A 25,195-nucleotide genomic window follows, 5' to 3' on the forward strand; every position below is an offset into this window, starting at 1 on the left:
GCGTTACACCCCGGCCTCCTCGGCTTGGGTTTCGTCCTCGTCGGACGCGGGGTGCAGCTCGTCGGGGTCCACCCAGCCCAGCATGACGCGGGCGGTCATCACCATGTCCTGCGCCTGTTCCAGCGACACGCCGAAGGGTTCGAGGATGCCGTCGTCCTTGGTGCGCTGGCCGTTCTGCGTGGTCCAGCCGCCCGCAAGCTCCCAGTCGGCGCAGGTGGCGAAGTCCTCCAGCGTCTTGATGCCGTCCTTGGCCAGCGCCTCGACCATCTGCGGGGTCAGGCCCTCGAACTCGATCAGGCTGTCCTCGGCACCCAACTCGCGCGCCTTCTCAAGCGCGGCGCGGTTGGCGGCTTCCAGGTGATCGCGGGCGCGGGCCTGCAATTCCTCGGCCGTGCCCTCGTCCACGCCCTCGATAGAGAGAAGCTCGTCCAGGTCGACGTAGGCCACTTCTTCCAGGTTGGTGAAGCCCTCGGCCACCAGCAGCTGCGCGAAGAACTCGTCCAGGTCCAGCGTATCCATGAACAGCTGGGTGCGGGCGTTGAACTCGGCCTGGCGGCGCTTGGACTCCTCCTCCTCGGTGAGGATGTCGATGTCGAGACCGGTCAGCTGCGAGGCGAGCCGCACGTTCTGGCCCCGGCGGCCGATGGCGAGGCTCAGCTGCTCCTCGGGGACCACGACCTCGATGCGGTTGCCGCCGTCCTCGTCCACGACGACCTTGGCCACCTCGGCCGGCTGCAGCGCATTCACGAGGAAGGTCGCCTGGTCCTCGGACCACGGGATGATGTCGATCTTCTCGCCCTGAAGCTCGCCCACGACAGCCTGCACGCGGCTGCCGCGCATGCCGACGCAGGCGCCGACCGGGTCGATCGAGTTGTCATAGGAGATCACGGCGATCTTCGCGCGGCTTCCGGGATCGCGGGCCACGGCCTTGATCTCGATGACGCCGTCGTAGATTTCCGGCACTTCCATCTTGAACAGCTCGGCCATGAACTGCGGGTCGGTGCGCGACAGGAAGATCTGCGGACCGCGCGCCTCGCGGCGGACGTCCTTGACATAGGCGCGGATGCGGTCGTTCGGACGATAGCTTTCGCGGCCGATCTTCTCGTTGCGGCGCAGGATGGCTTCACCGCGGCCCACGTCCACGATGATGTTGCCGTATTCCTCGCGCTTGACGACGCCGTTGATGATGGTGCCGGCGCGGTCCTTGAATTCCTCGTACTGGCGGTCGCGCTCGGCCTCGCGGACGCGCTGCAGGATCACCTGCTTGGCCGATTGCGCGGCGATGCGGCCCAGCTCGACCGGGGGCACCTGCTCCTCGAAGATGTCGCCGACCTGCGGGCCACCGGCGAAATCCGTCAGCGGCGCGCCGTCGCGCAGCCAGCGCGCGTCCTTGCGGGACTCGAAATAGGGCTTGGCGTCCCGGACGGTGAACTGCGCCTGGTAGTTCTCGAGCGCCTCGTCCTCGACCACGGTGCGGACGCGGGTGAAGCGCGCGTTGCCGGTCTTGCGGTCGATGTTGACCCGGATGTCCATTTCCGCGCCGTAGCGGGACTTGGCCGCGCGGGCGAGGCTGTCCTCCATGGCCTCGATGACGAGGCCGGGGTCGATCATCTTCTCGCGCGCGACCGCTTCGGCCGTTTGCAGCAGTTCAAGCTGGTTGGCAGAGGTGATGGCCATCAATCACTCCTTGGTCGCGGCATCACGGCCGCCCTGTTCGGTTTCGGGGTCCAGCCCCTCGTCATCCATTTCGATCTCGTCGAAGCCCGCGTCGTCCGGGTCGATCGCCCGGCCGTCACCGATGCCCGCGCCGGCTTCCGCACCGGGGGGCAGCGTGCCCGCCTCTTTCCGCTGCTTCAGCATCAGCGCGATCAGCTCGTCAGTCAGCAGCAGCTTGGCGTCGCTGAGCCAGTCGAAGTTCAGGCCGATGGTGTGGGTCTCGCCATGTTCCTCGATGTTCAGCAGGACCTCGTCGCCCTCGACGCCCGCCAGCACGCCCTTGAAGCGCTTGCGGCCGTCGATGGGCTGGTTGGTTTCCAGCCGCGCGTCATAGCCTTCGAAGGTCGCGAAGTCCTTGAGGCGCGTCAGCGGCCGGTCGATGCCGGGGCTGGAGACCTCGAGATGATAGGCGTCCTCGAGCGGGTCTTCCACGTCCAGCGTGGCGCTGACGGCCGTCGAGATCTCGGCGCAGTCCTCGACGTTGATGCCGCCCTCGGGGCGGTCGGCCATGATCTGCAGCGTGGCGGTCCTGCCGCCCTGCAGGCGGATGCGCACGAGTTCGAAGCCCATGCCCTCGATCACCGGCTGGATGATCTCGGCCAGGCGCCGGTCGATGGCGGTCTTGGCGATGAGGTCGGTCATTGTCCGATCCTGAAAATGAAAAACGGGCCGTCAGGCGGCCCGTGCAAGCATCCGGTGGGCGAAGTTTGGACCCCCGCGCCGCTGTGAGGCCTAGATAGGGGAAGACTGTCCCGATTGCAAGGCCCGCGACGGCCTGACGGCCTTTTCCCGTCGGCGACACTGGCGGCCGAGCCTAAACAGCCCGACCGCCCCTTGTCGCGGCTCAGATCGGGCGGTCGCCCTCGGCGTCGATGACGCGGGTGGGCAGGCCCATCTCGCCCAGCAGTTCCAGGAAGGGACGCGCGGGCAGATCCTCGACATTGGCCATGCGCTTCACGTCCCAGGGGCCGCGCGCAATCAGGATCGCCGCCGCGACCGGCGGCACGCCCGCCGTGTAGCTGATGCCTTGGCTGCCCACTTCCTCATAGGCCTCCTTGTGGTCGGCGACGTTGTAGATGAAGACCTCGCCCGGCTGGCCGTCGCGGGTGCCCTTCACCAGGTCGCCGATGCAGGTCTTGCCGGTATAGTCGGGCGCGAGGCTTGCCGGATCGGGCAGCACCGCCTTGACGACCTTGAGCGGCACGACCTCCTGCCCCTCGGCGGTCGTCACCGGCTGCTCGGACAGAAGGCCGAGGTTCTTTAGGACCGTGAAGACGTTGATGTAATGCTCGCCGAAACCCATCCAGAAGCGCACGTCGGCCTGCGGATAGCGGGCGGACAGGCTGTGAACCTCGTCATGGCCCGAGAGATAGGCGGTGCGCTTACCGACGACCGGCAGGTCCCATTCGCGGCCGACCTCGAACATGCTGTTCTCGCGCCACTCGCCGCCCTGCCAGGAATAGACGGTGCCGGTGAATTCGCGGAAGTTGATCTCGGGGTCGAAGTTCGTGGCGAAGTAGCGGCCGTGCGAGCCCGCGTTGATGTCCACGATGTCGATGGACTCGATCCTGTCGAAATACTCGTCCTCGGCCAGCCGGGCATAAGCGTTGACGACGCCCGGATCGAAGCCCGCGCCCAGGACGGCGGTGATGCCCGCGGCCTCGACGGCCTCGCGCCGCTTCCATTCGTAGTTGCCGTACCACGGCGGCGTTTCGCAGATCTTCGCCGGGTCCTCGTGGATCGCCGTGTCGATATAGGCCGCGCCCGCGTCGATGCAGCCCTGCAGCACCGTCATGTTGATGAAGGCCGAGCCCACGTTGATGACGATCTTTGCTTCCGTCTTGCGGATGAGGTCCGCGACCGCCGCGCTGTCCATGGCGTCCAGCGCATGGGTCGTGATCGTGCGGCCCTTGGCATGGCCCTTCGCCCTGATCCCCTCGACGATGGCGTCGGCCTTGGACTGGGTCCGGTTCGCCATGTGGATGTCGCCGAACTCGTCGGCCCATTGCGCGACCTTGTGGGCCACGACCTGGGCGACACCGCCGGCGCCGATGATGAGGACGTTGGGTTTAGCCACCGCAGCGATCTCCTTTCGAGGTTGGGTCAGGACAGCGAGTCCCGGTAGTCGTCGTAGCCGAACGAGCGGACGGTCGTGATGGTGCCGTCAAGCTCGCGGATGCAGATGGCGGGCATGGCGACGCCGTTGAACCAGTTCTTCTTGACCATGGTATAGCCCGCCGCGTCCTGCACGCTGATGCGGTCGCCGACCCTCAGCGGCTGCGGGAAACGCGCATCGCCGAAGATGTCGCCCGCAAGGCAGGACTTGCCCGCGATCTGGTATTCGTGGTCGCCGTCCTGCGGCAGCTTGGCATTTTCGCGGTAGATCAGCAGGTCGAGCATATGCGCCTCGATGCTGGAATCGACCACGGCGACCTCTTTCCCGTTGTTCAGGATGTCCAGCACCGTGAGTTCCAGCGTCGTGGTGCCGGTGATGCTGGCCTCGCCCGGTTCCAGGTAGACCTGCACGCCGAAGCGGTCGGAAAACGCCTTGAGCCGGTCGGCAAGGTCGTCCAGTGGATAGCCTTCGCCCGTGAAATGGATGCCGCCGCCGAGGCTGACCCATTTCAGCTTTTCCAGGAAGGTGCCGAACTCGGCCTCGATCCGGTCGAGTTGGCCCGAGAAGAGGTCGAAGTCCCGGTTCTCGCAGTTGTAGTGGATCATCACGCCGGTGATCCGGTCCAGCGCCTGTTCCAGCCGTGCCATGTCCCATTCGCCCAGGCGCGAGAACTTGCGCGCGGGGTCCGCGAGATCGAAGCCGCTGGTGGAAAAGCGTGGGTTCAGCCGCAGCCCGCGCGCGATCCCCTGTGCCCGGTCGCCGAAGCGGTCCAGCTGGCCGAGGCTATTGAAGATGATCTTGTCAGCATAGGTCACCGCCTCGTCGATCTCGTGATCGGCCCAGGCGACGGAATAGGCGTGCGTCTCGCCCCCGAACTTCTCGCGTCCCAGCCGCAACTCGTTCAGCGAGGACGAGGTGGTGCCGTCCATGGACTGCGACATCTGGTCGAAGACGCCCCAGGTCGCAAAGCACTTCAGTGCCAGCAGCGTCTTTGCACCGGAACGCTCGCGCAGGCGCACCATCCTGTCCATGTTCGCCTGCAGCTTCGCACGGTCGATCAGGTAAAAGGGCGTCTGCGGTTCGGTCATGGACGGAAGCCTCGGGCGGGAAAGGGAAACCGGGCATATAGGGCTGCGGACCCTGCCTGACAAGCAACTGCGACGCTGGCGTGACGCCCCTTGCCGGAACGGGTCACGCCTCTCCGCGTTGCGGTTGCGCTGCGCCCTGACGCTCGCCCATCTGGTGCGTCGGGGATTTCGCCCCTAGATCGTCACCATCGCCTGACAGGAGCCTTGCCATGACCGCCCGCGTCGAGATCTACGCCACCCAGAGCTGCCCCTATTGCCACGCCGCCCGCGGGCTTCTGCAGAAGAAGGGCGTGGATTACGAACTGATCGACGTCGGCCGCGAGCCCGAGCGCCGCTCCGAGATGACCCAGCGCGCCCATGGCCGCCGCACCGTGCCGCAGATCTTCATCGACGGCACGCATGTGGGCGGGTCCGACGACATCCACGCGCTGGACCGGCAGGGCAAGCTGGACGCGATGCTGGGCCTGTAATCCATGCGCGCCGCCCTGATCCAGTTGAACGTCGGCGACGATCCGGCGGCCAACCTGCCCGTGACGCTGGACTTCATGCGCCAGGCGGCGGCGGGCGGCGCGACCCTGCTGCTGACGCCCGAGGCCACGAACATCGTGACGCCCGACCGCGACCGGCAGCGGGCCCTGCTCGTCCCCGAAAGCGATGACCCGACGCTGGCCGCCCTGCGCGAGGCCGCGCGCGAGCTGGGCGTCTGGCTGTCCATCGGCTCGCTGTCCCTGCGCCACGACGACCCGGCCGAGGAGCGCCTTGCCAACCGCGGCTTCCTGGTCTCGCCCGAGGGCGGGATCGTGGCGCGCTATGACAAGATCCACATGTTCGACGTGGATATCGCCGAGGGCGAAAGCTTCCGGGAAAGCGCGTCCTTCCGGCCCGGCAACCGCGTTGTCGTGGCCCAAGGCCCCGAGCCCATCGGCATGACCATCTGCTACGACCTGCGCTTCCCCGCGCTTTACCGCCGCCTGTCCAGGGCCGGCGCGCGCATCCTGACCGTGCCCGCGGCCTTCCATCCCCAGACGGGCGAGGCGCATTGGCATGTCCTTCTGCGCGCCCGCGCGATCGAGACGGGCTGCTTCGTGCTGGCCGCCGCCCAGACCGGCACCCATCCTGCCCCGCACAGCCCCGACAGGAAGCCGCGGCAGGGCTATGGCCATTCGCTGGCCGTGGCCCCCTGGGGCGAGGTGCTGGCCGATGCGGGGACCGAGCCCGGCGTCACGCTGGTAGACCTGGACATGGCCCGGGTGGACGACGCCCGCGCCCGCGTGCCCGCCTGGCGCCACGATCCCGTGGTCTGGGGACCATGAGCGACGACGGCGAATCCACCGCCTCGCTGGCGGCAAGCCTGTTCGCCGAAGTCATCATCAGCGAACAGATGGCCCGCGCGCTGGTCACCCGCGTCCTGCCCAAGGGAATGCAGCTGTCGCATTTCTCGGTGCTGAACCTGCTCGCGCATCTGAACGAGGAACGCACGCCCGCGCAGCTGGCCGAGGCTTTCCACGTCAACCGCAGCGCCATGACCAACACGATCAGCCGGCTGGAATGGGCAGGCCATGTCCATGTCCGCCCCGACTGGGACGATGCGCGGCGCAAGTGGGTGGGGATCAGCCCCTCGGGGCGCAAGGCGCGCGACGCGGCGCTGGCGGCCTTCATGCCGCGCCTGACCGAGGTCGTCCGCGACATCGGCCCGGCCGAGGTCCGCCGCGCCCTGCCCATCCTTCGCCGGCTGCGCGAGCGGCTGGAGGAAGAGGCGTAAGGCCTACTGCCTCACGCCCGTCACCAGGTAGTTCACCGACAGGTCGCGCTTGGACAGCGACCAGGACCAGCCCAGCGGATTGAAGACCATCCCGCTGCGGTCCACGACGGTGACGCCCGCGGCCTCGAACATGCCCGCGAGTTCATCGGGGCGGATGAAGCGCGACCATTCATGCGTGCCGCGCGGCAGCCAGCGCATGATCCACTCGGCGCCCACGATGGCAGCGGCAAAGCTTTGCGGTGTGCGGTTCAGGGTGGATGCGATCAGCAGCCCACCCGGCCGCAGAAGCCGAGCGCAGGTCGTGATGAAGGCCTGCGGGTCAGCGACATGCTCGACGATCTCCAGCGCAAGGACCACGTCGAAGCGGGCGCCTTCGGCCAGGATCGCCTCGGCCGTGGTGGCGCGATAGTCGATGGGCAGGTCCGACTGGGCCGCATGGACGCGGGCGACCTCGATGTTCTCGGCACCGGCATCGGCACCCGTGACGGCGGCGCCAAGGCGCGCCATCGGTTCGGACACCAGCCCGCCGCCGCAGCCGATGTCCAGCAGCCGCAGCCCCTCGAAGGGCCGCAGGGACTTGCGGTCGCGCCCGAACTCGGCGGCGATCTGGCCGGCGATGTAATCCAGCCGCACCGGGTTCAGCATGTGCAGCGGCTTGAACTTGCCGGCCGGGTCCCACCATTCGGCCGCCATCGCCTGGAACTTGGCGACCTCGGCCGCGTCGATGCTGCTGGGTCCGGTTGTGTCCATCTCAAGTCCCTCGTTCCGCGCCGGTTGGCGTCCGCCCGGCGCGCGGTATATATCTCAGCCATGGACCGCATGGCAGACCGAAACGCCGCGTCACCCTCGCATGGCCGGCTTTACCCGCCGATCGAGCCCTTCGACGCCCGCATGATCGACCGGGGCGATGGCCACCGCATCTATGTCGAGCAATGCGGCAACCCGCAGGGCCGCCCGGTCATGGTCCTGCACGGCGGACCCGGCGGCGGCTGCAGCCCGATGATGCGGCGCTTCTTCGACCCCCAGCACTGGCGGATCGTGCTGTTCGACCAGCGCGGCTGCGGGCGCTCGCAACCCCATGCCTCGGTCATCGCCAACACCACCGCGCATCTCCTGTCCGACATCGACGCGATCCGGGCCGAGCTTCGCCTGCCCCCGGCGGTGCTGTTCGGCGGATCGTGGGGCGCAACGCTTGCACTGGCCTATGCCGAGGCGCGCCCCGAGGCCGTGTCGGCGCTGGTCCTGCGTGGCGTCTTTCTGGGGCAGCGATCGGAACTCGACTGGTTCTACGGCGGCGGCGCAGGCCGGTTCTGGCCCGAGCTCTGGCAGCGCTTCCGCGACGTGATCCCGGAACCCGAGCGCGGCGACCTGATCGGGGCCTATCACCGGCGCCTCTTCAGCGGCGACCCGGCGATCGAGACCCGCTATGCGATGCCCTGGCTCGCCTGGGAAAACGCGCTGGCAGGTCTGGACAACGCCTCCTCCGGCCATGCGCCCCCCGCCTATGCACGCGCCTTCGCCCGGCTGGAAAACCATTACTTCGTCAATGCCTGCTTCCTGGACGAGGGCCAGTTGCTGCGCGACCGCCCCCGGATCGAGCACCTGCCCGCCGTGATCGTTCAGGGCCGCTACGACATGGTCTGCCCGCCGCTCAGCGCCTGGACTCTGGCGCAGGGCTGGGCGAGGGCGGAATTGCGCATGATCCCCGCCTCGGGCCATGCCCTGACCGAGCCGCGCATCGCGGCCGAGCTTGTCCGCGTCATGCAGGCGATGGCGGGCCTCGACTGATCCGCACAGGCCCCCTCGGGCCGGAGGCAAATATCCCAGGGTCCGGGGCAGCGCCCCGGTCCGGCGCCGAGGCTCACGCCTCCTTGGGCTTCTGCCGGTCCTTGTGCTTGGCCAGCGCCCCGGTCTGCCGCTTGTTCGACTTGTCCTTGTAGGGGTTCTTCGATCCCTGGTCGCGGAAGGTCAGCCGGATCGGCGTCCCCGGAAGATCGAAATCCTGCCGCAGCCCGTTCACCAGGTAGCGGCGATAACTTTCCGGGATCTGGTCGGTATGCGTCGCCATGACGACGAAGCCCGGCGGGCGCGTCTTCACTTGCGTCATGTAGCGCAGCCGGATGCGGCGGCCGCCCGGGGCGGGCGGCGGATGGGCCTCGGTCATGGCGGTCAGCCACTGGTTCAGCCGCGCCGTGCTGATCCGGCGGTTCCAGACCTCATGCGCCTTCAGGATCGCGTTGTGAAGCCGGTCCAGCCCCTTGCCCGTGCGGGCCGAAACGGTTACCAGGGGCGCGCCCTTCAACTGCGGCAGCAGCCGCTCGAACGCCTCGCGCAGCTCGTTCAGCTTCTGGGGCTTGTCCTCTTCCAGGTCCCACTTGTTCGCGGCGACCACGACCGCCCGGCCCTCGGTTTCCGCGAAATCGGCGATGCGCAGGTCCTGCTGCTCGAAGGGGATCGCGACGTCCAGCAGCACCACCACGACCTCGGCGAAGCGCACCGCGCGCAACCCGTCGGCCACGGAAAGCCGTTCCACCTTGTCGGTGATCCGCGCCTTCTTGCGCATGCCTGCGGTGTCGAAGATGCGCATGGGGGTACCCATGAACTCGGACCTGACCGAGATCGAATCGCGCGTGATCCCCGCCTCGGGGCCGGTCAGCAGCCGGTCCTCGCCGATGATCTTGTTGATCAGCGTGGACTTGCCCGCGTTCGGCCGGCCGATTACGGCGATCTGCAGCGGCCGCGCGGCACTGGGGCGCCAGTCCTCGGCCCCCTCGCCCGATTCCGCCTGCTCATCGGTCAGGGTGACGTCGGTTTCCGGCGCGATGGGCGCAGGGCGCTCGGACTCGACGATCTCGGACAGCGGCTTCAGGGCGCGGTAGATGTCCTCGAGCCCCTCGCCATGCTCGGCCGAGATGCGCAGCGGCTCGCCCAGGCCCAGGGACCAGCCCTCGGTGGCCCCGGCCTCGCCCGCGGCACCCTCGGCCTTGTTGGCGGCCAGGATGACGTGCCTGGCGCGCCTGCGCAGGATATCGGCGAAATATTCATCCGCCGCGGTCACGCCCACGCGGGCGTCGATGACGAACAGGCAGATGTCGGCCTCGTCCACGGCACGCTCGGTCAGGCGCCGCATCCGGCCTTGCAGGGAATCGTCCTCGACCATCTCGAGGCCCGCCGAGTCGATCACGACGAAGCGCAGGTCGCCCAGGCGCGCGTCGCCTTCGCGCAGGTCGCGGGTGACGCCGGGCTGGTCATCGACCAGCGCCAGCCGCTTGCCCACCAGGCGGTTGAACAGGGTGGACTTGCCGACATTGGGCCGTCCGACGATGGCGAGTGTGAAGGTCATTACCTGTACGCGTGAAGCTGGCCGTCGCGGCCGGTGACATACAAGGTGCCGCCCGAGACGACGGGCGCGGTTGCGGCGCCCCCGGGGATCGGCGCCTGCCCGACCGGCGCGCCGGACCGAGGATCGAAGCTGCGCAGGATGCCGTCCGAGGAAGCCACGAACAGCCGCCCGCCCGCCAGCACCGGACCGTAGTGGGCATGGATCGAATCCTGCCGCCGCACCCGCCTGTCGGTGTAGTAAGGCAGGTTGACCGCGAAGATGCGCCCGCCTGTCGCCGCGTCCAGCCGTACCAGTTGCGCCTGGTCGGTGACCGCGAAGACCGATCCGCCCGCAAGCAGCACCGGGCTGTTCGCGCCGTCCTTGTCGGTCCAGATCTCGGTGCCGGTCGCGCGGTCGAAGGCATAGATCCGCCCCGAGGACGATCCCGCCAGCACCACGTCGCCCGCGATCACCGGATCGCCCGTCAGGTCGCGGATGAAGGCAATGGCGCGGCCGCGGCGAGTGCCCGCGACCTGCGCGTTCCACCGTTCGAGCCCCGTGGCCGTGTCCACGGCCAGAAGCTGGCCCGAGGCGAAGGGGAAGATCACCAGGTCGCCGTCCACGGCGGGGGCGGCGACGCCGGTCACGCCCGACTGCGCCCGGATGCCCGAAACCGTCCACAGGACGCGCCCGTCGGCTGCCCGCACGGCCCATCCGGTCGCATCGCGCCCGACCACGTAGATCACGCCGTTCTGCACCGTGGGCGCCCCGCCGATGGGCGAGTCCACCCGCTGGCGCCACAGCACCGCGCCCGAGCCCGCGTCCAGCGCGACCAGCTCGCCATAGCCCGTGGTCACGAAGACCCGCCCGCCCTCATAGGCGATGCCGCCGCCCGAGGCGCTGTCGCCCCGCTCACCCGCGGGTGTCAGGTCGCGCCGCCAGGCCGTGGCGCCGTTCAGCGCCGTCGCCACCACCTGCGCGCGGCTGTCAAGCGTGAAGGCCCGCCCGCCCGCGACCACCGGGTCGGCGGTGATGCGATAGCGCCGGGCCGAGCCTTCGCCGATCGGCGCCGACCACAGGCGCTGCTGGCCGCTGCCCGCAAGCGCGGCATGGGGCATCCGGTGCGCGGGGTTGGCCGCCCGGGCGGTCCATTCCACCGACACCGGCGCCGACAGGTTCAGCGCCGTCGAGGACACCCCTGCCGGCCCCTCGACCGCGGGGCCCTCGGGCGAGACGATCTCTCGCGGGTCCAGCCGCGTGCCGGGCAGGATCTCGTCGCGCTGCTGGCAGGCCGCCAGCGCGGTCAGGGCGATCAGGGGCAGCAGCGTGGTCAGTCTGGTCATGGAAGGCTCCGATGCGGCGCGGGCGGAAACGTGCGGTCTCAACCGCCCGTCGCGGGCGGCATCACCTCGGCCGCGAGGGTCGAGTCGGGGGCGGTCTGGCTGTCGGTCTGGGGCTCGGGATCGACGCCCAGGGTGATGAGGTGCTCGGCCAGGCGCTGGCGCATTGCCTGGGTCAGCCCGTCCTTCTGCTGGATCTGGCGGATCAGCGTCACGGCATCCTCCTTGCGGCCCGCGCCCGACAGGGCGACCGCCTTCAGTTCCAGCGCGATCATCTCGAAGGGCGCGCCGGGGGCCGAGAGCTGGGCCAGCACGGCGTCGCGTTCGGCCGGGTTCATCCCGCGCCCCTGCGCGATCACCGCCTTGAGCGCGGCGAGGTCCCGCACCACGAGGTTGTCGCCTGCCGCCGTCGCCACCGCGTCATAGCGCTGTGCGGCCCCGGCCGGATCGTCTGCCTCGACAAGGGCGTTCCCCGACAGGATGTCCCGCAGCCCCGCCTGGCGCGGATTGGCCGCCGGCACCGCGGCAAGGGCCGCCGCGCGCGCAGCGGGGTCCGCCTCGGCCTCGGCGGCAAGGATCGCGTCACCGAAGGCGCGGGCCGCCGCACGGTCGCGCGACGAGGCATATTCGCGCCAGGCCGCCCCCGCCACCAGGGCCAGGATCAGCAGCACGGCGATCCAGCCATAGCGGCGCATCATCAGGAACAGCCGGTCGCGGCGCAGGTCCTCGGTCACCTCGTCGATGAAACGGTCGTTCTGGTTCGCCATGCGCGCCCGCGCCCCTGCCCTTTGTCGTGTTCCCGCCCTTCTACACACGCGCAGGGCGGTTTGCCAACGCCCGCGCAGGACCCTTGCCGCAGACCCGCAAGGAACCGCTGCCCCTTGCAAGGCGTTGTCGCGGCGGCGAGACTGCGTTCCGACGCACCAGACAAATCCCTGAAAGGACTGCGAACATGGCTTTCACCCTGCCCGACCTGCCTTATTCCCACGATGCGCTGTCGAGCGGCGGGATGTCGAGGGAGACGCTCGAGTTCCACCACGACAAGCACCACAAGGCCTATGTGGACAAGCTGAACGAGCTGATCGCGGGGACCGAGTGGGAAAACGCCTCGCTCGAAGAGATCGTCAAGGGCACCTACCAGGAAGGCGCGGTCGCCCAGAACGGCATCTTCAACAACGCCAGCCAGCACTGGAACCACGCCCAGTTCTGGGAGATGATGGGCCCGAACCCCGGCAAGATCCCGGGCAACCTGGAAGCCGCGCTGATCGAATCCTTCGGCTCGGTCGCGGACTTCAAGAAGAAGTTCACGGAAGCCGGTGTCGGGCAGTTCGGCTCGGGCTGGGTCTGGCTGGTCCGCAACGGTCAGGCCGGGCTGGAAGTCACCAAGACGGAAAACGGCGTGAACCCGCTCTGCAAGGGCCAGACGGCGCTTCTGGGCTGCGACGTGTGGGAGCATTCCTACTACATCGACTTCCGCAACGCCCGGCCGAAGTACCTGGAGAACTTCCTGGAGAACCTCGTGAACTGGGAAAACGTCGCCTCGCGGATGTGAGCCGCAAGAACCCACGAAGCAACCAGGGTCCGCCATCAGGCGGGCCCTTTCCTTTGCGCCAGTCACCTATTGCCCCAAGCGTGTTCTTCTTCGCCCAAATATCCTGGGGGGAGGACCCGCAGGGGCCGGGGGGCAAAGCCCCCGTGCCTGCAAGCAGCCCCACCGGCCCGCCACCAAGGCAGACAGCCGCCCGGCACCGGCCGGACGGCCGCATCTCGCCTCAGTTGCTTCCGCGGGTGATGTCGGTGCCCGTCCCGGGCGCGAGGTCCGGGTTCGCCGGGGCCGCGCCGGGTGCGCCGGGCTGGGCGGCGCTGGTCTGGCCGGTGACTCCGGCGGGCTCGCCCACAACTCCTGTCGCCACCGGGCTGTCGGGGCTGGGGACAGGATCCTGCAGCGGGGCGAACAGGAAGAACAGGACGATCACCAGGATGACGGCGGCGGCGGCGATGACAAGCGTCCAGGGATTGATACCGCTGCCGGTTCGGGGATTGCCGGAATTTGCCATGAAAGGACCTCTGCATGTTGGACATTGATCGCCGGGCTCGGCCGGCCTGGACCGCGCCCTGCGAGCCATCCTGCAGGACGCGGCGTGACTTCGTTCAGCCGGGCGCGCCGCTCAGGTGCCACCGGCCTGCGCCATGACCGGGCCGGGCGGCGGGGCTATCCCGACATCCGCGACACTGGCGCCCGGCAGGCTGCCCGAGCCCAGGAACCAGGCAAGGATGGCGGCGCTGAGCACCACCAGGGCTGCGATGATCCAGAGGTTCCTGTTCGACGGGTTGCGGGTTGCCATGATCGTCTCTCCTTGCGATCCCCAAACGCCTGCGGCCCGGCGCGGGTTTCCCGACCAGGATCAACGCATCACACTGCCGTCACGCATCCATCGTTGAAGCGTCCCGGCCGAGCGGCCGCTCGTCCCGGCGACGCTCAACTACAAAGGAAGAAGCTGCAGACGCCAGGCTCCGTCGCTGGGGGCCGTGCCTGCGCAATGCCCTCTGCGGCGTCCGGCCGCTTTCGCCCGGCCGGGTTATTCCTTATCTGGTCCGTCAAGAAAGCGAGGCGGCGATGTTCTGGATCCTGACGGCGGCAATGACGGCGATGGTGGCGGCGGCGATCCTGCGGCCCTTCTTCCGGGGCTCCGCTCCCGTTGCAGAGCCGGCCGCGGCCTATGATCTCGGCGTCTACCGTGACCAGCTGCGCGAGGTGGACCGCGATGTCGCGCGGGGCGTGCTGACCGAGACCGAGGCCGGGCGGCTGCGGACCGAAATCGGGCGCAAGATCCTTGACGCCGATCGCGCCATGGTCCGCCAGGCTGTGCCCCAGGGCCGGGGCTCGCGTCCCGTGATTGCGGCCGTGCTGCTGGTCGCTGCGCTGGCTGCCAGCGCCGCCGTCTACTGGCGGCTGGGCGCCCCGGCGATGCCCGACCTGCCGCTGGGCGCGCGCATCGCCGCCGCCGACGAGCGGCTGCGCGACCTTCCCACCCAGGCCGATGCCGAGGCCCGCGCGCCCGAACGTCCGACGCCCCAGGCCGATCCCGACTACCTGCGCCTGATCGAGCAGTTGCGCGCCGCCGTGGCCCAGCGCCCCGATGACGCGCGGGGCCTTGCCCTTCTGGCCGAGCACGAGGCGCGGCTGGGCAACAGCGCCGCCGCCCGGCAGGCGCAGGAACGGCTGATCGCCATCCGGGGCTCCGAGATTCAGGCGCTGGATCACACACGCCTGGCCGCGCTGATGATCGAGGCGGCGGGCGGGTTTGTCTCGGCCGAGGCGCGCGGGCAGATCGAGGCGGCGCTGCGGATCGACCCCGCGAATGGTCAGGCGCGTTACCTGCAGGGGCTGATGTATGCCCAGAACGACCGCCCCGACATTGCCTTCGGCATCTGGCGCGACCTGCTGGAAACCGGCCCTGCCGGCGCCCCCTGGATGGGTCCGATCCGCCAGCTGATCCCCGACCTCGCCTGGCTGGCCGGGCAGCCGGACTATGTCCCGCCCGAGGCCCCTTCTACTCCCGCCCTGCCCGGCCCCGATGCCGACGCGATGGCGGCGGCAAATGACATGACGCCCGAGGAACGCCAGCAGATGATCGCGGGCATGGTCCAGAACCTGGAAGCCCGGCTCGCGACCGAAGGCGGCACGCCCGAGGAATGGGCGCGGCTCATCACCTCGCTGGTCCGCATCGGCAACGAGCCTCATGCACGCGAGATCCTGGCCGAGGCCCGCACCCGCTTCGGCGCGACGCCGGACGCCAGCGCCGTGATCGAGGCCGCCGCCGCCGAGGCGGGGCTGTCCACCCCATGATCTGCACGGCCTTCGAGGATTTCGCCGCCGCCCTGCCCCGCATCGGCGCCATTGCCGGGCTGGACCTGGGCACCAAGACCATCGGCGTCGCGGTCAGCGACGGGCTGCGGCAGGTCGCCTCGCCCCTGACGGTGATCCGCCGGCAGAAGTTCACGCTGGACGCGGCCGAGCTTCTGCGGATCGCGGCCGATCGGGGCCTGGTCGGGCTGGTGCTGGGCCTGCCCCTGAACATGGACGGCAGCGAGGGGCCGCGTGTCCAGTCCACCCGTGCCTTCGCCCGCAACCTCGAACGGCTGACGCCCCTGCCCCTGGCCTTCTGGGACGAGCGCCTGTCCACCGTCGCAGCCGAGCGCGCGCTGCTGGAGGCCGACGCCTCGCGCCGCAAGCGGGCCGAGGTCATCGACCAGGTCGCGGCGGGCTATATTCTGCAAGGCGCGCTGGACCGCCTGCGCCACCTCGCATGAGCGTCGAAAGCCCCTGCCGAAAGCTCTGTGCCTTGGATCCCGCCACGCGGGTCTGCGCCGGCTGCCTGCGCACCTTGGACGAGATCGCCCGCTGGGGCCGGATGAGCGACGAGGAAAAGCGCGGCGTCCTGCGGCGGATCGAGTCCGTGGCGGGCGGCGTGGAGCCTTGAGGCCGAACCCGGAACCTGCCGCCTGAAGAAAGCCGGTCGCGCGGCACGGCATTGCCACGTGGCACTGACATCAGGGCTTCTTCCTCGTCCAAATATTCCGGGATGAATGGGGTTGGGGGCCCCGTCCATGGGCAGCGCCCGGCGTTATTCCCGCCTCACCCGCATGACAGGCGGCCTTGCGGGCGCGCCCGTTCTTTGGCACGGCTCGGGCATGTCCCATTCCCCTTCGCATCCCGTCACCGCCGCCTATGACCGCCGTGTCGCGGACGGCGCCATCAAGGACGACGCGGCCCAGCGCGCCGTGCTGCCCGCGCTCGACCGGCTGGCCGCGGCACTGGCGCGGCCGCATCCGGCCAGCAAGCCCGGCGGGCTTCTGGGGCGTATCTTCGGGGCCAAGGCCAACCCGCCGCCCGATCCGTCACGCCGGGGCATCTACCTGTGGGGCGGCGTCGGTCGCGGCAAGTCGATGCTGATGGACCTCGTGATGGAGACGGCTCCCCTTGCCGAGAAGCGCCGCGTCCATTTCCACGAGTTCATGCAGGAGGTGCAGGCCGGTCTGAACGAGGCCCGCGCCCGCGGCGACCAGGACGTCGTGCGCCCCGTGGCCGAGGCCATCGCCGCCCGCACGCGGCTGTTCTGCTTTGACGAGATGCAGGTCACCGACATCGCCGACGCGATGATCGTCGGGCGGCTGTTTCAGGTGCTGTTCGACCGGGGCGTGGTGGTGGTCACGACCTCGAACCGGGTGCCCGAGGATCTCTACAAGGACGGGCTGAACCGGCAGCTGTTCCTGCCCTTCATCGCCCTGATCCGGGACCGCATGCAGGTGCTGCATCTCGAATCCCCCCGCGACCACCGGCAGGGGCGCCGCGCGGGCGGAGAGGTCTGGTTCACCCCCGCGGACGCTGGCGCGGCAGAGGCGATGGACGAGGTCTGGGCCGACCTGACCGGCGAGGCCGCGCCTCAGCCGCGCGAGCTGGCCGTGAACGGCCGCAGCGTGACGATCCCCGCCGCCGCGGCCCGGGTCGCGCGCACGGACTTCGAGGAGCTGTGCGGCAGGCCGCTGGGCCCTGCGGACTACCTCGCCATCGCCGAGGCCTTCGACGCGCTGCTGATCGACGGCATCCCGACGCTCGGCCCCGCGAACCACGACCGCGCCAAGCGCTTCGTCACGTTGATCGACGCGCTTTACGAGGCCAAGGTGCGCCTTTACGCCAGCGCCGCCGCCGAGCCAGAGGCGCTTTACCCCACCGGCACCGGCGCCTTCGAGTTCGAGCGCACCGCGAGCCGCCTGCGCGAGATGCAGGCGGCGGGTTGGGGAAAGGCGTCCTAGAGGCCCCTTTCCGAAGGCACCGGCCTTGGTCTGGCCTTCACGATTGGTATCCGGGTCAGGACGAAATCCGCTGCCGGGTTCGGGGAAAGCACGGTGTTGCGCCGAGGCGTTCGACAAGCGCGGCATCCGTTTCCGAAAGGCTCGCCGCCAGTTCCTTGCAGGTGGCGCGAGAGGTCGGCAAGCGAACGGGAGAAGCGGTGACGTGTCGGGGACGGCTCAGCCGTTGTCGCGCAGCACCCGCCCCGCGAGATACAGCGAGCCGCAGATCAGGATGCGCGCGCCCGGATGCGCTTGGGCCTGCGCGCTGACCGCCTCGGAGACACCGGGCGCGGTCGTGGCCCGGATGCCCGCGCCTTCGGCGGCGGCGGCGGTCGCCTCGGCGGGCAGGGTCGCGGCCTCGCCCTCGATGGTGACGGCGGTCAGGCTCTCGACCTGCGGCGCGAGCGGGCGCATGTAGCCCCTGACGTCCTTGGTGTTCAGCATTCCGCAGACCAGATGCGTGGGCTTGCGCGGCATGGCGGCGAGCGTCGCCGCGACCGCCTCGCCCCCCGCCGGGTTGTGGCCACCGTCAAGCCACAGCTCGCACGTCCCTGCCGCCTGAACCAGAGGCCCGTGCGTCAGGCGCTGCATCCGGGCGGGCCATTCGACCCGGGCCATCGCGGCAGAGGCCTCGGCCTGCCCCAAGCCAAGCTCGCGCAGGGCGGCAATGGCGGTGCCCGCGTTGTCGATCTGGTGCGGTCCCGGCAGCGCCGGCAGCGGCAGGTCCAGAAGCCCGCGCTCATCCTGATGAACCAAGGCATCGCCTTCGCGCGCGACGGTCCAGTGCTGGCCCGCGACGGACAGGGGACAGCCGAGGCGGGCGGCCTTGTCCTCGATCACCGCCAGCGCCTCGTGGGGCTGGCGGGCGACAACGCAGGGCACCCGGCGCTTGAGGATCCCCGCCTTCTCGCCCGCGATCTGGGAAAGCGTGTCGCCCAGGTATTGCGTATGGTCGATGCTGATGGGGGTGATGACGGTCAGGCGCGGCGCCTCGACCACGTTGGTCGCGTCCAGACGTCCGCCCAGGCCCACTTCCAGCAGCGTGTAATCGGCGGGGACCCGCGAGAAGGCGAGGAAACCCGCGGCGGTCGTCACCTCGAAGAAGGTGATGGGGCGCCCGGCGTTCACGGCCTCGACCTCGGCCAGCGTCTCGGCCAGCATCTCGTCGCCGATCAGTTCGCCCGCCAGGCGGATGCGTTCGTTGAAGAAGGCGAGATGCGGCGAGGTATAGGCGTGGACGCGCAGCCCGGCCGCTTCCAGCCCTGCGCGGATGAAGGCTTGGGTCGAGCCCTTGCCGTTCGTCCCCGCCACGTGGATCACCGGGGGCACCCGGTCTTGCGGGTCACCCAGGTCGGCCAGAAGCCGCCGCATCCGGTCCAGCGACAGGTCGATGACCTTGGGATGCAGCGTGGTCAGCCGCTGCAGGATCGCGTCGGTCGCCCCGCTCACGTCAGTCCCGCGCGGCAACCGCTTCGGGCGCCGGTTCGGCCTCGGGGGCAAGGGAACCGGCGGGCGGGTCCGACGCTTCGGGCGCATCCGGCAGGGCCGAGGGCAGCACGCCGGGCGCAGGCAGGTCGGCCACAACGGGCGCGGACTGGCCCGTCAGCATCCGCAGGATCGAGATCAGTTCCTCGCGCAGCTTCTTGCGATGCGTCACGCGGTCCAGCATCCCGTGTTCCAGCAGGTATTCGGCGCGCTGGAAGCCCTCGGGCAGCTTCTCGCGGATGGTCTGCTCGATCACCCGGGGTCCGGCGAAGCAGATCAGGGCGTTGGGCTCGGCGATCTGGATGTCGCCCAGCATGGCATAGCTGGCGGTCACGCCGCCCGTCGTCGGATGGGTCAGCACGACGATATAGGGCAGCCGCGCTTCCTTCAGCATCTGCACGGCGACAGTGGTGCGGGGCATCTGCATCAGCGACAGGATGCCTTCCTGCATCCGCGCCCCGCCCGAGGCGGAGAACAGCACCAGCGGGCGCTTCAACTCGACCGCGCGCCTGGCTGCCGCGATGATGGCGTTGCCGACATACATGCCCATCGATCCGGCCATGAAGTCGAAGTTCTGCGCCGCCGCCACGATGGGGGTGCGGCCCATCTCGCCCTCGGCCACCAGCATCGCGTCGCGCTCGCCCGAGGATTTCTGCGCGGACCTCAGGCGGTCGGGGTATTTCTTCTGGTCCTTGAAGCCCAGGGGATCGGCCACCGGCTCGGGCACCTTGACCTCGACAAAGACGCCGCCGTCGAACAGCGCGGTGAAGCGCGCGCGCGGGCTGATCGACAGGTGGTGGTCGCAATTGGTGCAGACGTTGAGGTTGTCGGCCAGTTCGCGGTGGAACAGCATCGTCCCGCATTCCGGGCACTTGGTCCACAGGTTCTCGGGCACCTCCCGCCGCGAGAACAGCGAGTTGATGCGCGGGCGGACGTAGTTGGTGATCCAGTTCATGGCGGCCCTCGGCGTTGTCCCGGCGTCGGGCCGAAATATGCCGGGGGCCGCGCTATTGCAATCGCGCGCGGTCTCGGCAAGCTGCCGGACCATGTGGGCGGACGTGCCGATCATCCTCCATGCCGCGGCGGCCTTGTCCGTGTCGGCCCGGGTGCTGATGCGGCCCCGGCTGGAACCTCCGGTCAGGCTGGCCTGGGTGCTGATGATCGTCGTGGTGCCGCTTGTGGGCATCGCGGCCTATGTCCTGTTCGGGGAGATCCGCCTGCGCCGGGGCTACCTCCAGACGCGGCGTCACGTGCGCGAACGGCTGAGCGGGCGCTGGCGGCGCGGGCCCCACGACCTGACCGCCCTGCCCGGCCAAGCCAGGCCTGTGCTGCAGTCGGGCCGCGCGGTGGGCGGCTTTTCGGCGGTCGAGGGCAACGAGCTGCATCTTCTGCCCGAGGACGACAGCGCCATCGAGGCGATCGCAGCCGAGGTCGAGGCCGCCCGCGATCACGCGCATCTGCTGTTTTACATCTGGCTGCCCGACCGTTCGGGTGCCCGCGTGGCCGAGGCCTGCATCCGCGCGGCCCGGCGCGGCGTCGCGGTGCGTGTGATCGTGGACGCGGTCGGCTCGCGCCTGCTGCTGCGGTCGGACCACTGGGTGCGGATGAAGGCCGCGGGGGTGGAATGCCGGGCGGCCTATCCGGTGGTCTATCCCTTCCTGCAGGTACTGTTCCAGCGCATCGACCTGCGCAATCACCGCAAGATCGTGGTGATCGACAATGCCGTGGCCTTCACCGGCAGCCGCAACTGCGCCGACATGGCCTTTGCCATCAAGCCGCGCTTCGCCCCCTGGATCGACATCCTCGTGCGGATCGAGGGGCCGGTCGTGCGCCAGATGCAGACGGCCTTCCTGGCCGACTGGATGAGCTACACGGGCCAGGACCTCAGCCACCTGCTGGACGGCGCGGGGGCCCGCGCGCATCCGGGCGCGATCGCGCAGGTGATCGCCACCGGCCCCGACCGGCGGCAGGCGTCGATGTCGGACACCATCACGACGCTGATCCATTCGGCGCGCGACCGGCTGACGATCACCACGCCCTATTACGTCCCCGAGCAGCCGCTGGATGCCGCCATCCGCACCGTCGCCCGGCGCGGCGTGCGGGTCACGCTGATCCTGCCCGAACGGAACGATTCGCTGTTCGTCAACGCCACCAGCGAGGGGCTGTGGCACGGGCTTCTGTCCTCGGGCGTCGAGATGCGGCTGTTCCGGGGCGGGCTGATCCATTCCAAGATCATCACCGTGGACGGCAGCATGGCGATGCTGGGCAGCGCCAACCTCGACCGCCGCAGCTTCGAGCTGAACTACGAACTGAACCTGATGGTCGTGGACGAGACCCTGACCACTGAGATGGACGAGCGCCAGCGCAGCTATGTCGCCCGGTCGCGCCTGCTGACGCTGGCCGAGGTGCGCCGCTGGCCTTGGTGGCGGCGGCTGCGCAACAACATCCTGGCGCTGGCCGCGCCGCTGCTCTGACGGCTGGAACATCACTCCTGCGGGTGGCACAGGGCAGGCATGAGACACGACCTGCCACCTGACAGCTTCCGCGCCGGGCTGCGCGCGGCGATCCCCATCGCCATCGGCTACCTTCCCGCGGCCTTCGCCTTCGGCGCCGCCGCGACCGGCATCGGCTTTGGCGTGGCCGAGGTCGGCGCCATGTCGGCAATCGTCTTTTCCGGCGCAAACCAGGCCTTCCTGCTGGCCGCGATCCCGGCGGGAATGGCCATCCCCCTGATGATCCTGCTGACCGGCGCGGCAAGCCTGCGGCACTTGCTTTACGGCCTTGTGCTGCGCAGCCGCATCGCCGCGGATCGCACCCGGCGCGCGGTCTTCGCCCTCGGCCTGACCGACGAGGTCTTCGCCACCGCATTGGCAGCAACCGCCAACGGCTGGCGGCCCGGCGGGCGCTGGCTGATCGCCGTGGCCCTGACCGCATGGGCCGCATGGACCGGCGGCAGCATCATCGGCGCGGCTGCAGGGGACGCGCTGCGCCAGATGAGCGAATCGGCCGCCGCCGCCATGGGCTTTGCCCTGCCCGCGCTGTTCATCGGACTGATGCTCGGCTCGATCCGGCGCGAGGTCGCGGTACCCGTGGCGCTGGCCGCCGCCATTGCCGCGCTGGCGGTGCTGACCGGCCACGACAAGCTGGCGATCCCCGGCGGCGCGCTCGCCTGCCTTTCCGCGCGGTGGTTCCGATGACCGGGGCGCTCTGGGCAGCCTTCGTCGTGATCGGGGCGGTGACCTATCTCACCCGCGCCCTGCCCCTGCTGCGCGACCGCCGCCCAGGCGCGCCCGACGCGCCGCCGCCCGCATGGCTCGACGCACTGGGGCCCTGCATCCTCGCCGCCATCGCAGTCGCGGTGCTGCTGCCCGAGGCAAGGGCGGCAGTCGCCAGTGGCAGCCTGCGCCCCTTCGCGCTGGGCGCCCTTGCCGCCGCGGCGGCGATGCTGTGGCGGCGGGACGCGGGGCTTGCCACGGTTGCGGGCGTTCTCGCCTACTGGTTGTCGATCTGAACGCCCCTTGCCCTTGCCCGCCCTGCCGCGCGCGACTATTCCCGGACGCAAGCCAAGGGGGATAGCCATGCACAACACGCGCTTCGACAAGTCGAAACTGCCCAGCCGTCACGTGACCGAGGGGCCCGCGCGTGCCGCGCATCGCAGCTATCTCTACGCGATGGGCCTGTCCGAAGAGGAAATCCACCAACCCCTCGTCGGCGTCGCCACCTGCTGGAACGAGGCCGCGCCCTGCAACATCTCGCTGAACCGCCAGGCGCAGTCGGTGAAGATGGGCGTCAAGAAGGGCGGCGGCACGCCCCGCGAGTTCACCACCATCACCGTGACCGATGGCATCGCCATGGGGCACGAGGGGATGCGGTCTTCGCTCGCCTCGCGCGACGCCATCGCGGACACGGTCGAACTGACCATGCGCGGGCACTGCTATGACGCGCTGGTTGGCCTTGCAGGCTGTGACAAGTCCCTGCCGGGGATGATGATGGCGATGGTGCGCCTGAACGTGCCCTCGGTCTTCATCTACGGCGGCTCGATCCTGCCCGGCCGCTACCAGGGCCGCGACATCACCGTGCAGGACATGTTCGAGGCGGCGGGCAAGCACGCAGCCGGGCTGATCTCGGACGCGGAACTGGACATCATGGAGCGGGTCGCCTGTCCCTCCTCGGGTGCCTGCGGCGCGCAATACACCGCCAACACCATGGCCTGCGTGTCCGAGGCGATCGGTCTGGCGCTGCTGAACTCCTCGGGCGCGCCCGCGCCTTACGAATCCCGCGACCAGTTCTGCGACGCCTCGGGCGTGGCGGTCATGAACCTGATCGAGAAGAACATCCGCGCCCGCGACATCGTCACCCGCAAGTCGCTGGAAAACGCGGCTCGCGTCGTCGCCTGCACGGGCGGATCGACCAACGGCGGCCTGCACCTGCCCGCCATCGCCCATGAGGCGGGGATCGACTTCGACCTGTTCGACGTTTGCGACATTTTCCACGACACCCCCTATTTCGTGAACCTGCGTCCGGGCGGCGAATATGTGGCGAAGGACCTCTACGAGGTCGGCGGCATCCCGGTCGTGATGAAGGAACTGGCCAGGGCGGGCCTGCTGCATCTCGACTGCATCACCGCCTCGGGCCGCACCTTGGGCGAGGAGCTGGAGGAGATCCGGGGCGAGCCCGACGGCAAGGTCATCCACCCCGTCGCCACGCCGCTGACCAAGACCGGCGGCGTCGTGGGGCTCAAGGGCAACCTCGCCCCCGACGGCGCCATCGTGAAGGTCGCGGGCATGAGCGAGGCCGAGCAGGTCTTCACCGGCCCCGCCCGCGTCTTCGAATGCGAGGAGGACGCCTTTGCCGCCGTCCAGGCCCGCACCTACAAGGAAGGCGAGGTCATCGTGATCCGCAACGAAGGGCCGGCAGGCGGCCCGGGCATGCGCGAGATGCTGGCGACCACCGCCGCGCTGTCCGGACAGGGCATGGGCAAGAAGGTCGCGCTGATCACCGACGGGCGCTTCTCGGGCGCGACGCGCGGCTTCTGCGTGGGCCATGTCGGCCCCGAGGCCGCGCATGGCGGCCCCATCGCGCTGGTCCGTGACGGCGACATGATCACGCTGAACGCCATCGAGGGCACGATCTCGGTCGACCTGTCGGACGAGGAACTCGCCCGCCGCAAGGCCGAATGGGCCGGGCCGCGCAACACCGACTATGCCTCCGGCGCGTTGTGGAAATACGCCAGGCTCGTGGGCTCGGCGCGTTATGGCGCGGTCACCCATCCGGGGGCGCAGGCGGAAACCCATATCTACATGGACCAGTGACGGCAGAGGGTCCGGCATGGCGTTTCGTCCGCGTAGGTGGGTGGCAAACCGGGTGCGGCGCCGAGCGGCCGCGCAATGGTCCGAAATGGCGGCGGATACCGGCAGCCTGAGCCGCCACGCCCTCCGCTCGCTTCAGGCCGAGGGGCAGGAATTGCGCCGCAGTCTCGACCGCTTCCTGTCGCGGGCGCAACTGCGGCTGGACGGGGCGGCGCGCTCCGCCGACGTGCTGAACCTGCCCGCCGGCACCGACTGGCGCTGGCGGCCCTCGTTCCTGTCGTCCCGGATCGCGCCCACGGGCATCGCGGCCCCCGCCAGCGGCGAGGGCCTGGGCGAGGAAGCCGCCGTCTGGCACGACTGCTCGGCCCGGGCGCTGATCCTGCGCCAGATCCCCAACCGCAGCGCGGCGGACCTTGCCCCCTACGGGCTGCAGCTGGAAACGCTGGGCTTCACGGGCAGCTACCTTTCGGTGGCGATCAACCTGCCCCCGGAAAGCCTGGACGGGCTGACCCGGTCCCATATCGTCCGGCTGGACGCCACGCTGGGCGTCGAGCGCCCCATGAGCATCTATGCCCGGCTGAACGTCGGCCACGGCCCCAACACCGACGACCTGCTGCGCCACTTGGGCGACCTGGTGCCGGGGATGTCAACGACGCGGGTGATCGAATTCGACCTGCATTATCTCGACATCAACGAACGGCGGCTCGAGCGGATGTGGCTCGACCTGATCTTCGAGGCGCCGCAGATGAACTCGGTCCGCATCCGCGACCTGTTCCTGTCGCGCCACCTGCGCGCGGATGTATAGAGGGTGAGATGATCGGGAATTTCGCTTCGCTGGGCCTGAAGGGCGGCGTCTGGGAAGGCGCGCTGCACATCGACGAGGCGCCCGCCCGGATTGCCCTGACCCTGAGCGGCCGCACCGTCGGGCTGGCCGAGGTCGAGCCCGAGGGCGAGGGCCTGTGGCGCATCCGCGCGCGCGTTCCGGCCGAGACCTTGGCCGAGGGGATGCAGACCTACATGCTGATCGCCGACGACGGCGAGGGGCTGGAGGCGCCACGGCCCGGCGCGCGGCGCGTCGGCTACCTGCCCCTGCTGGCCGGCGAGGGACTGGACGGCGACCTGCGGGCCGAAATCGACCTGCTGCGGGCCGAGCTGGACCTGCTCAAGCGCGAGTTCCGGCGGCTGGCGACCGACTGAACGC

The 25,195-nt window shown here is 69.7% G+C and carries 27 protein-coding genes; 15 read left to right on the forward strand and 12 right to left on the reverse strand.

Going from position 1 to position 25,195, the window contains the following annotated elements; genetic code table 11:
* Positions 1-3: 3 nt before the first annotated feature.
* From nusA to BLQ03_RS08940, 4 genes are all read right to left on the reverse strand, one after another.
* Entirely contained in the window at positions 4-1,677 is a 1,674-nt protein-coding gene (nusA, locus tag BLQ03_RS08925) for a transcription termination factor NusA (RefSeq protein ID WP_090755009.1), read from the reverse strand.
* Positions 1,678-1,680: 3 nt separating this feature from the next.
* Positions 1,681-2,358, reverse strand: a complete 678-nt coding sequence (gene rimP / locus BLQ03_RS08930; RefSeq protein ID WP_090755011.1) for a ribosome maturation factor RimP — start codon at positions 2,356-2,358, stop codon at positions 1,681-1,683.
* Between the two features lie 202 nt (positions 2,359-2,560).
* Entirely contained in the window at positions 2,561-3,793 is a 1,233-nt protein-coding gene (locus BLQ03_RS08935) for a saccharopine dehydrogenase family protein (protein ID WP_090755013.1), read from the reverse strand.
* A 26-nt stretch (positions 3,794-3,819) separates the two neighbouring features.
* Positions 3,820-4,920: a carboxynorspermidine decarboxylase gene (locus BLQ03_RS08940; RefSeq protein WP_090755015.1), complete on the reverse strand. Its 1,101-nt coding sequence runs from the start codon at positions 4,918-4,920 to the stop codon at positions 3,820-3,822.
* A 209-nt stretch (positions 4,921-5,129) separates the two neighbouring features.
* Here BLQ03_RS08940 and grxC point away from each other — a divergent pair, with 209 nt between their 5' ends.
* The 3 genes from grxC to BLQ03_RS08955 are packed head-to-tail and all read left to right on the forward strand — an operon-like array spanning position 5,130 to position 6,682.
* The gene (gene grxC, locus BLQ03_RS08945; RefSeq protein ID WP_090755017.1) at positions 5,130-5,390 is read left to right on the forward strand and encodes a glutaredoxin 3; all 261 of its coding nucleotides are present in this window, start codon (positions 5,130-5,132) and stop codon (positions 5,388-5,390) included.
* 3 nt (positions 5,391-5,393) lie between these two features.
* Positions 5,394-6,233: a carbon-nitrogen hydrolase family protein gene (locus BLQ03_RS08950; protein WP_090755019.1), complete on the forward strand. Its 840-nt coding sequence runs from the start codon at positions 5,394-5,396 to the stop codon at positions 6,231-6,233.
* On the forward strand, positions 6,230-6,682 hold the full coding sequence (locus BLQ03_RS08955) for a MarR family winged helix-turn-helix transcriptional regulator (RefSeq protein ID WP_090755021.1): 453 nt from the start codon (positions 6,230-6,232) through the stop codon (positions 6,680-6,682). Before BLQ03_RS08950 ends, BLQ03_RS08955 begins: the two co-directional genes overlap by 4 nt.
* Positions 6,683-6,685: 3 nt before the next feature.
* Here the strand turns inward: BLQ03_RS08955 and ubiG are convergent, their stop codons facing one another.
* The gene (ubiG, locus tag BLQ03_RS08960; RefSeq protein WP_090755023.1) at positions 6,686-7,432 is read right to left on the reverse strand and encodes a bifunctional 2-polyprenyl-6-hydroxyphenol methylase/3-demethylubiquinol 3-O-methyltransferase UbiG; all 747 of its coding nucleotides are present in this window, start codon (positions 7,430-7,432) and stop codon (positions 6,686-6,688) included.
* Positions 7,433-7,492: 60 nt separating this feature from the next.
* On the opposite strand from ubiG, the gene pip reads away from it, so the two are divergent.
* A complete protein-coding gene (pip, locus tag BLQ03_RS08965; protein ID WP_090755025.1) occupies positions 7,493-8,470 on the forward strand; it encodes a prolyl aminopeptidase in 978 nt (325 codons plus the stop codon).
* 73 nt (positions 8,471-8,543) lie between these two features.
* Here the strand turns inward: pip and der are convergent, their stop codons facing one another.
* Genes der through BLQ03_RS08980 form a run of 3 tightly spaced genes read right to left on the reverse strand, consistent with a single transcriptional unit; the run spans position 8,544 to position 12,111 of the window.
* Positions 8,544-10,025: a ribosome biogenesis GTPase Der gene (der, locus tag BLQ03_RS08970; RefSeq protein WP_090755026.1), complete on the reverse strand. Its 1,482-nt coding sequence runs from the start codon at positions 10,023-10,025 to the stop codon at positions 8,544-8,546.
* On the reverse strand, positions 10,025-11,347 hold the full coding sequence (locus tag BLQ03_RS08975; protein WP_090755028.1) for a PQQ-like beta-propeller repeat protein: 1,323 nt from the start codon (positions 11,345-11,347) through the stop codon (positions 10,025-10,027). The genes der and BLQ03_RS08975 overlap by 1 nt, the downstream gene beginning before the upstream one ends.
* Positions 11,348-11,385: 38 nt before the next feature.
* Positions 11,386-12,111: a hypothetical protein gene (locus tag BLQ03_RS08980; protein ID WP_090755031.1), complete on the reverse strand. Its 726-nt coding sequence runs from the start codon at positions 12,109-12,111 to the stop codon at positions 11,386-11,388.
* Positions 12,112-12,296: 185 nt separating this feature from the next.
* Between BLQ03_RS08980 and BLQ03_RS08985 the strand changes: the two genes are divergently transcribed.
* A complete protein-coding gene (locus BLQ03_RS08985; protein ID WP_090755032.1) occupies positions 12,297-12,896 on the forward strand; it encodes a superoxide dismutase in 600 nt (199 codons plus the stop codon).
* A 220-nt stretch (positions 12,897-13,116) separates the two neighbouring features.
* On the opposite strand, the gene BLQ03_RS08990 is transcribed toward BLQ03_RS08985, so the two are convergent.
* Positions 13,117-13,401, reverse strand: a complete 285-nt coding sequence (locus BLQ03_RS08990; protein WP_090755034.1) for a hypothetical protein — start codon at positions 13,399-13,401, stop codon at positions 13,117-13,119.
* Positions 13,402-13,512: 111 nt separating this feature from the next.
* The gene (locus BLQ03_RS18285) at positions 13,513-13,689 is read right to left on the reverse strand and encodes a hypothetical protein (protein WP_175558817.1); all 177 of its coding nucleotides are present in this window, start codon (positions 13,687-13,689) and stop codon (positions 13,513-13,515) included.
* A 272-nt stretch (positions 13,690-13,961) separates the two neighbouring features.
* Here BLQ03_RS18285 and ccmI point away from each other — a divergent pair, with 272 nt between their 5' ends.
* The 4 genes from ccmI to zapE all read left to right on the forward strand — a co-directional run bounded on the left by ccmI (position 13,962) and on the right by zapE (position 17,161).
* Positions 13,962-15,194 (forward strand): c-type cytochrome biogenesis protein CcmI, encoded by a 1,233-nt coding sequence (gene ccmI, locus BLQ03_RS08995; RefSeq protein WP_090755036.1) that lies wholly within the window; start codon positions 13,962-13,964, stop codon positions 15,192-15,194.
* Entirely contained in the window at positions 15,191-15,658 is a 468-nt protein-coding gene (ruvX, locus tag BLQ03_RS09000; RefSeq protein ID WP_090755038.1) for a Holliday junction resolvase RuvX, read from the forward strand. The genes ccmI and ruvX overlap by 4 nt, the downstream gene beginning before the upstream one ends.
* Complete coding sequence (locus BLQ03_RS09005; RefSeq protein WP_090755039.1) at positions 15,655-15,828, forward strand: DUF1289 domain-containing protein; 174 nt, start codon at positions 15,655-15,657, stop codon at positions 15,826-15,828. The genes ruvX and BLQ03_RS09005 overlap by 4 nt, the downstream gene beginning before the upstream one ends.
* Before the next feature lie 211 nt (positions 15,829-16,039).
* Positions 16,040-17,161 carry a cell division protein ZapE gene (gene zapE / locus BLQ03_RS09010; RefSeq protein WP_090755231.1) on the forward strand — a complete coding sequence of 374 codons (1,122 nt, stop codon included), beginning with the start codon at positions 16,040-16,042 and terminating at the stop codon, positions 17,159-17,161.
* 216 nt (positions 17,162-17,377) lie between these two features.
* Here the strand turns inward: zapE and BLQ03_RS09015 are convergent, their stop codons facing one another.
* Both BLQ03_RS09015 and accD read right to left on the reverse strand, forming a co-directional pair.
* Entirely contained in the window at positions 17,378-18,649 is a 1,272-nt protein-coding gene (locus tag BLQ03_RS09015) for a bifunctional folylpolyglutamate synthase/dihydrofolate synthase (protein WP_175558818.1), read from the reverse strand.
* A gap of 1 nt (position 18,650) precedes the next feature.
* On the reverse strand, positions 18,651-19,640 hold the full coding sequence (gene accD, locus BLQ03_RS09020) for an acetyl-CoA carboxylase, carboxyltransferase subunit beta (RefSeq protein WP_090755043.1): 990 nt from the start codon (positions 19,638-19,640) through the stop codon (positions 18,651-18,653).
* Positions 19,641-19,731: 91 nt separating this feature from the next.
* Here accD and cls point away from each other — a divergent pair, with 91 nt between their 5' ends.
* The 6 genes from cls to BLQ03_RS09050 all read left to right on the forward strand — a co-directional run bounded on the left by cls (position 19,732) and on the right by BLQ03_RS09050 (position 25,191).
* Positions 19,732-21,159, forward strand: a complete 1,428-nt coding sequence (gene cls, locus BLQ03_RS09025) for a cardiolipin synthase (protein ID WP_090755045.1) — start codon at positions 19,732-19,734, stop codon at positions 21,157-21,159.
* A gap of 39 nt (positions 21,160-21,198) precedes the next feature.
* Positions 21,199-21,882: an AzlC family ABC transporter permease gene (locus BLQ03_RS09030; protein ID WP_090755047.1), complete on the forward strand. Its 684-nt coding sequence runs from the start codon at positions 21,199-21,201 to the stop codon at positions 21,880-21,882.
* Positions 21,879-22,196 (forward strand): AzlD domain-containing protein, encoded by a 318-nt coding sequence (locus tag BLQ03_RS09035; protein WP_090755049.1) that lies wholly within the window; start codon positions 21,879-21,881, stop codon positions 22,194-22,196. The genes BLQ03_RS09030 and BLQ03_RS09035 overlap by 4 nt, the downstream gene beginning before the upstream one ends.
* 67 nt (positions 22,197-22,263) lie before the next feature.
* Positions 22,264-23,997, forward strand: a complete 1,734-nt coding sequence (ilvD, locus tag BLQ03_RS09040; RefSeq protein WP_090755051.1) for a dihydroxy-acid dehydratase — start codon at positions 22,264-22,266, stop codon at positions 23,995-23,997.
* 16 nt (positions 23,998-24,013) lie between these two features.
* Entirely contained in the window at positions 24,014-24,799 is a 786-nt protein-coding gene (locus tag BLQ03_RS09045) for a DUF6478 family protein (RefSeq protein ID WP_090755053.1), read from the forward strand.
* Positions 24,800-24,807: 8 nt separating this feature from the next.
* The gene (locus tag BLQ03_RS09050; protein ID WP_090755055.1) at positions 24,808-25,191 is read left to right on the forward strand and encodes a hypothetical protein; all 384 of its coding nucleotides are present in this window, start codon (positions 24,808-24,810) and stop codon (positions 25,189-25,191) included.
* Positions 25,192-25,195 lie beyond the last annotated feature (4 nt).

Source organism: Paracoccus chinensis, assembly GCF_900102885.1.
In the GTDB taxonomy this organism is placed as follows: domain Bacteria; phylum Pseudomonadota; class Alphaproteobacteria; order Rhodobacterales; family Rhodobacteraceae; genus Paracoccus; species Paracoccus chinensis.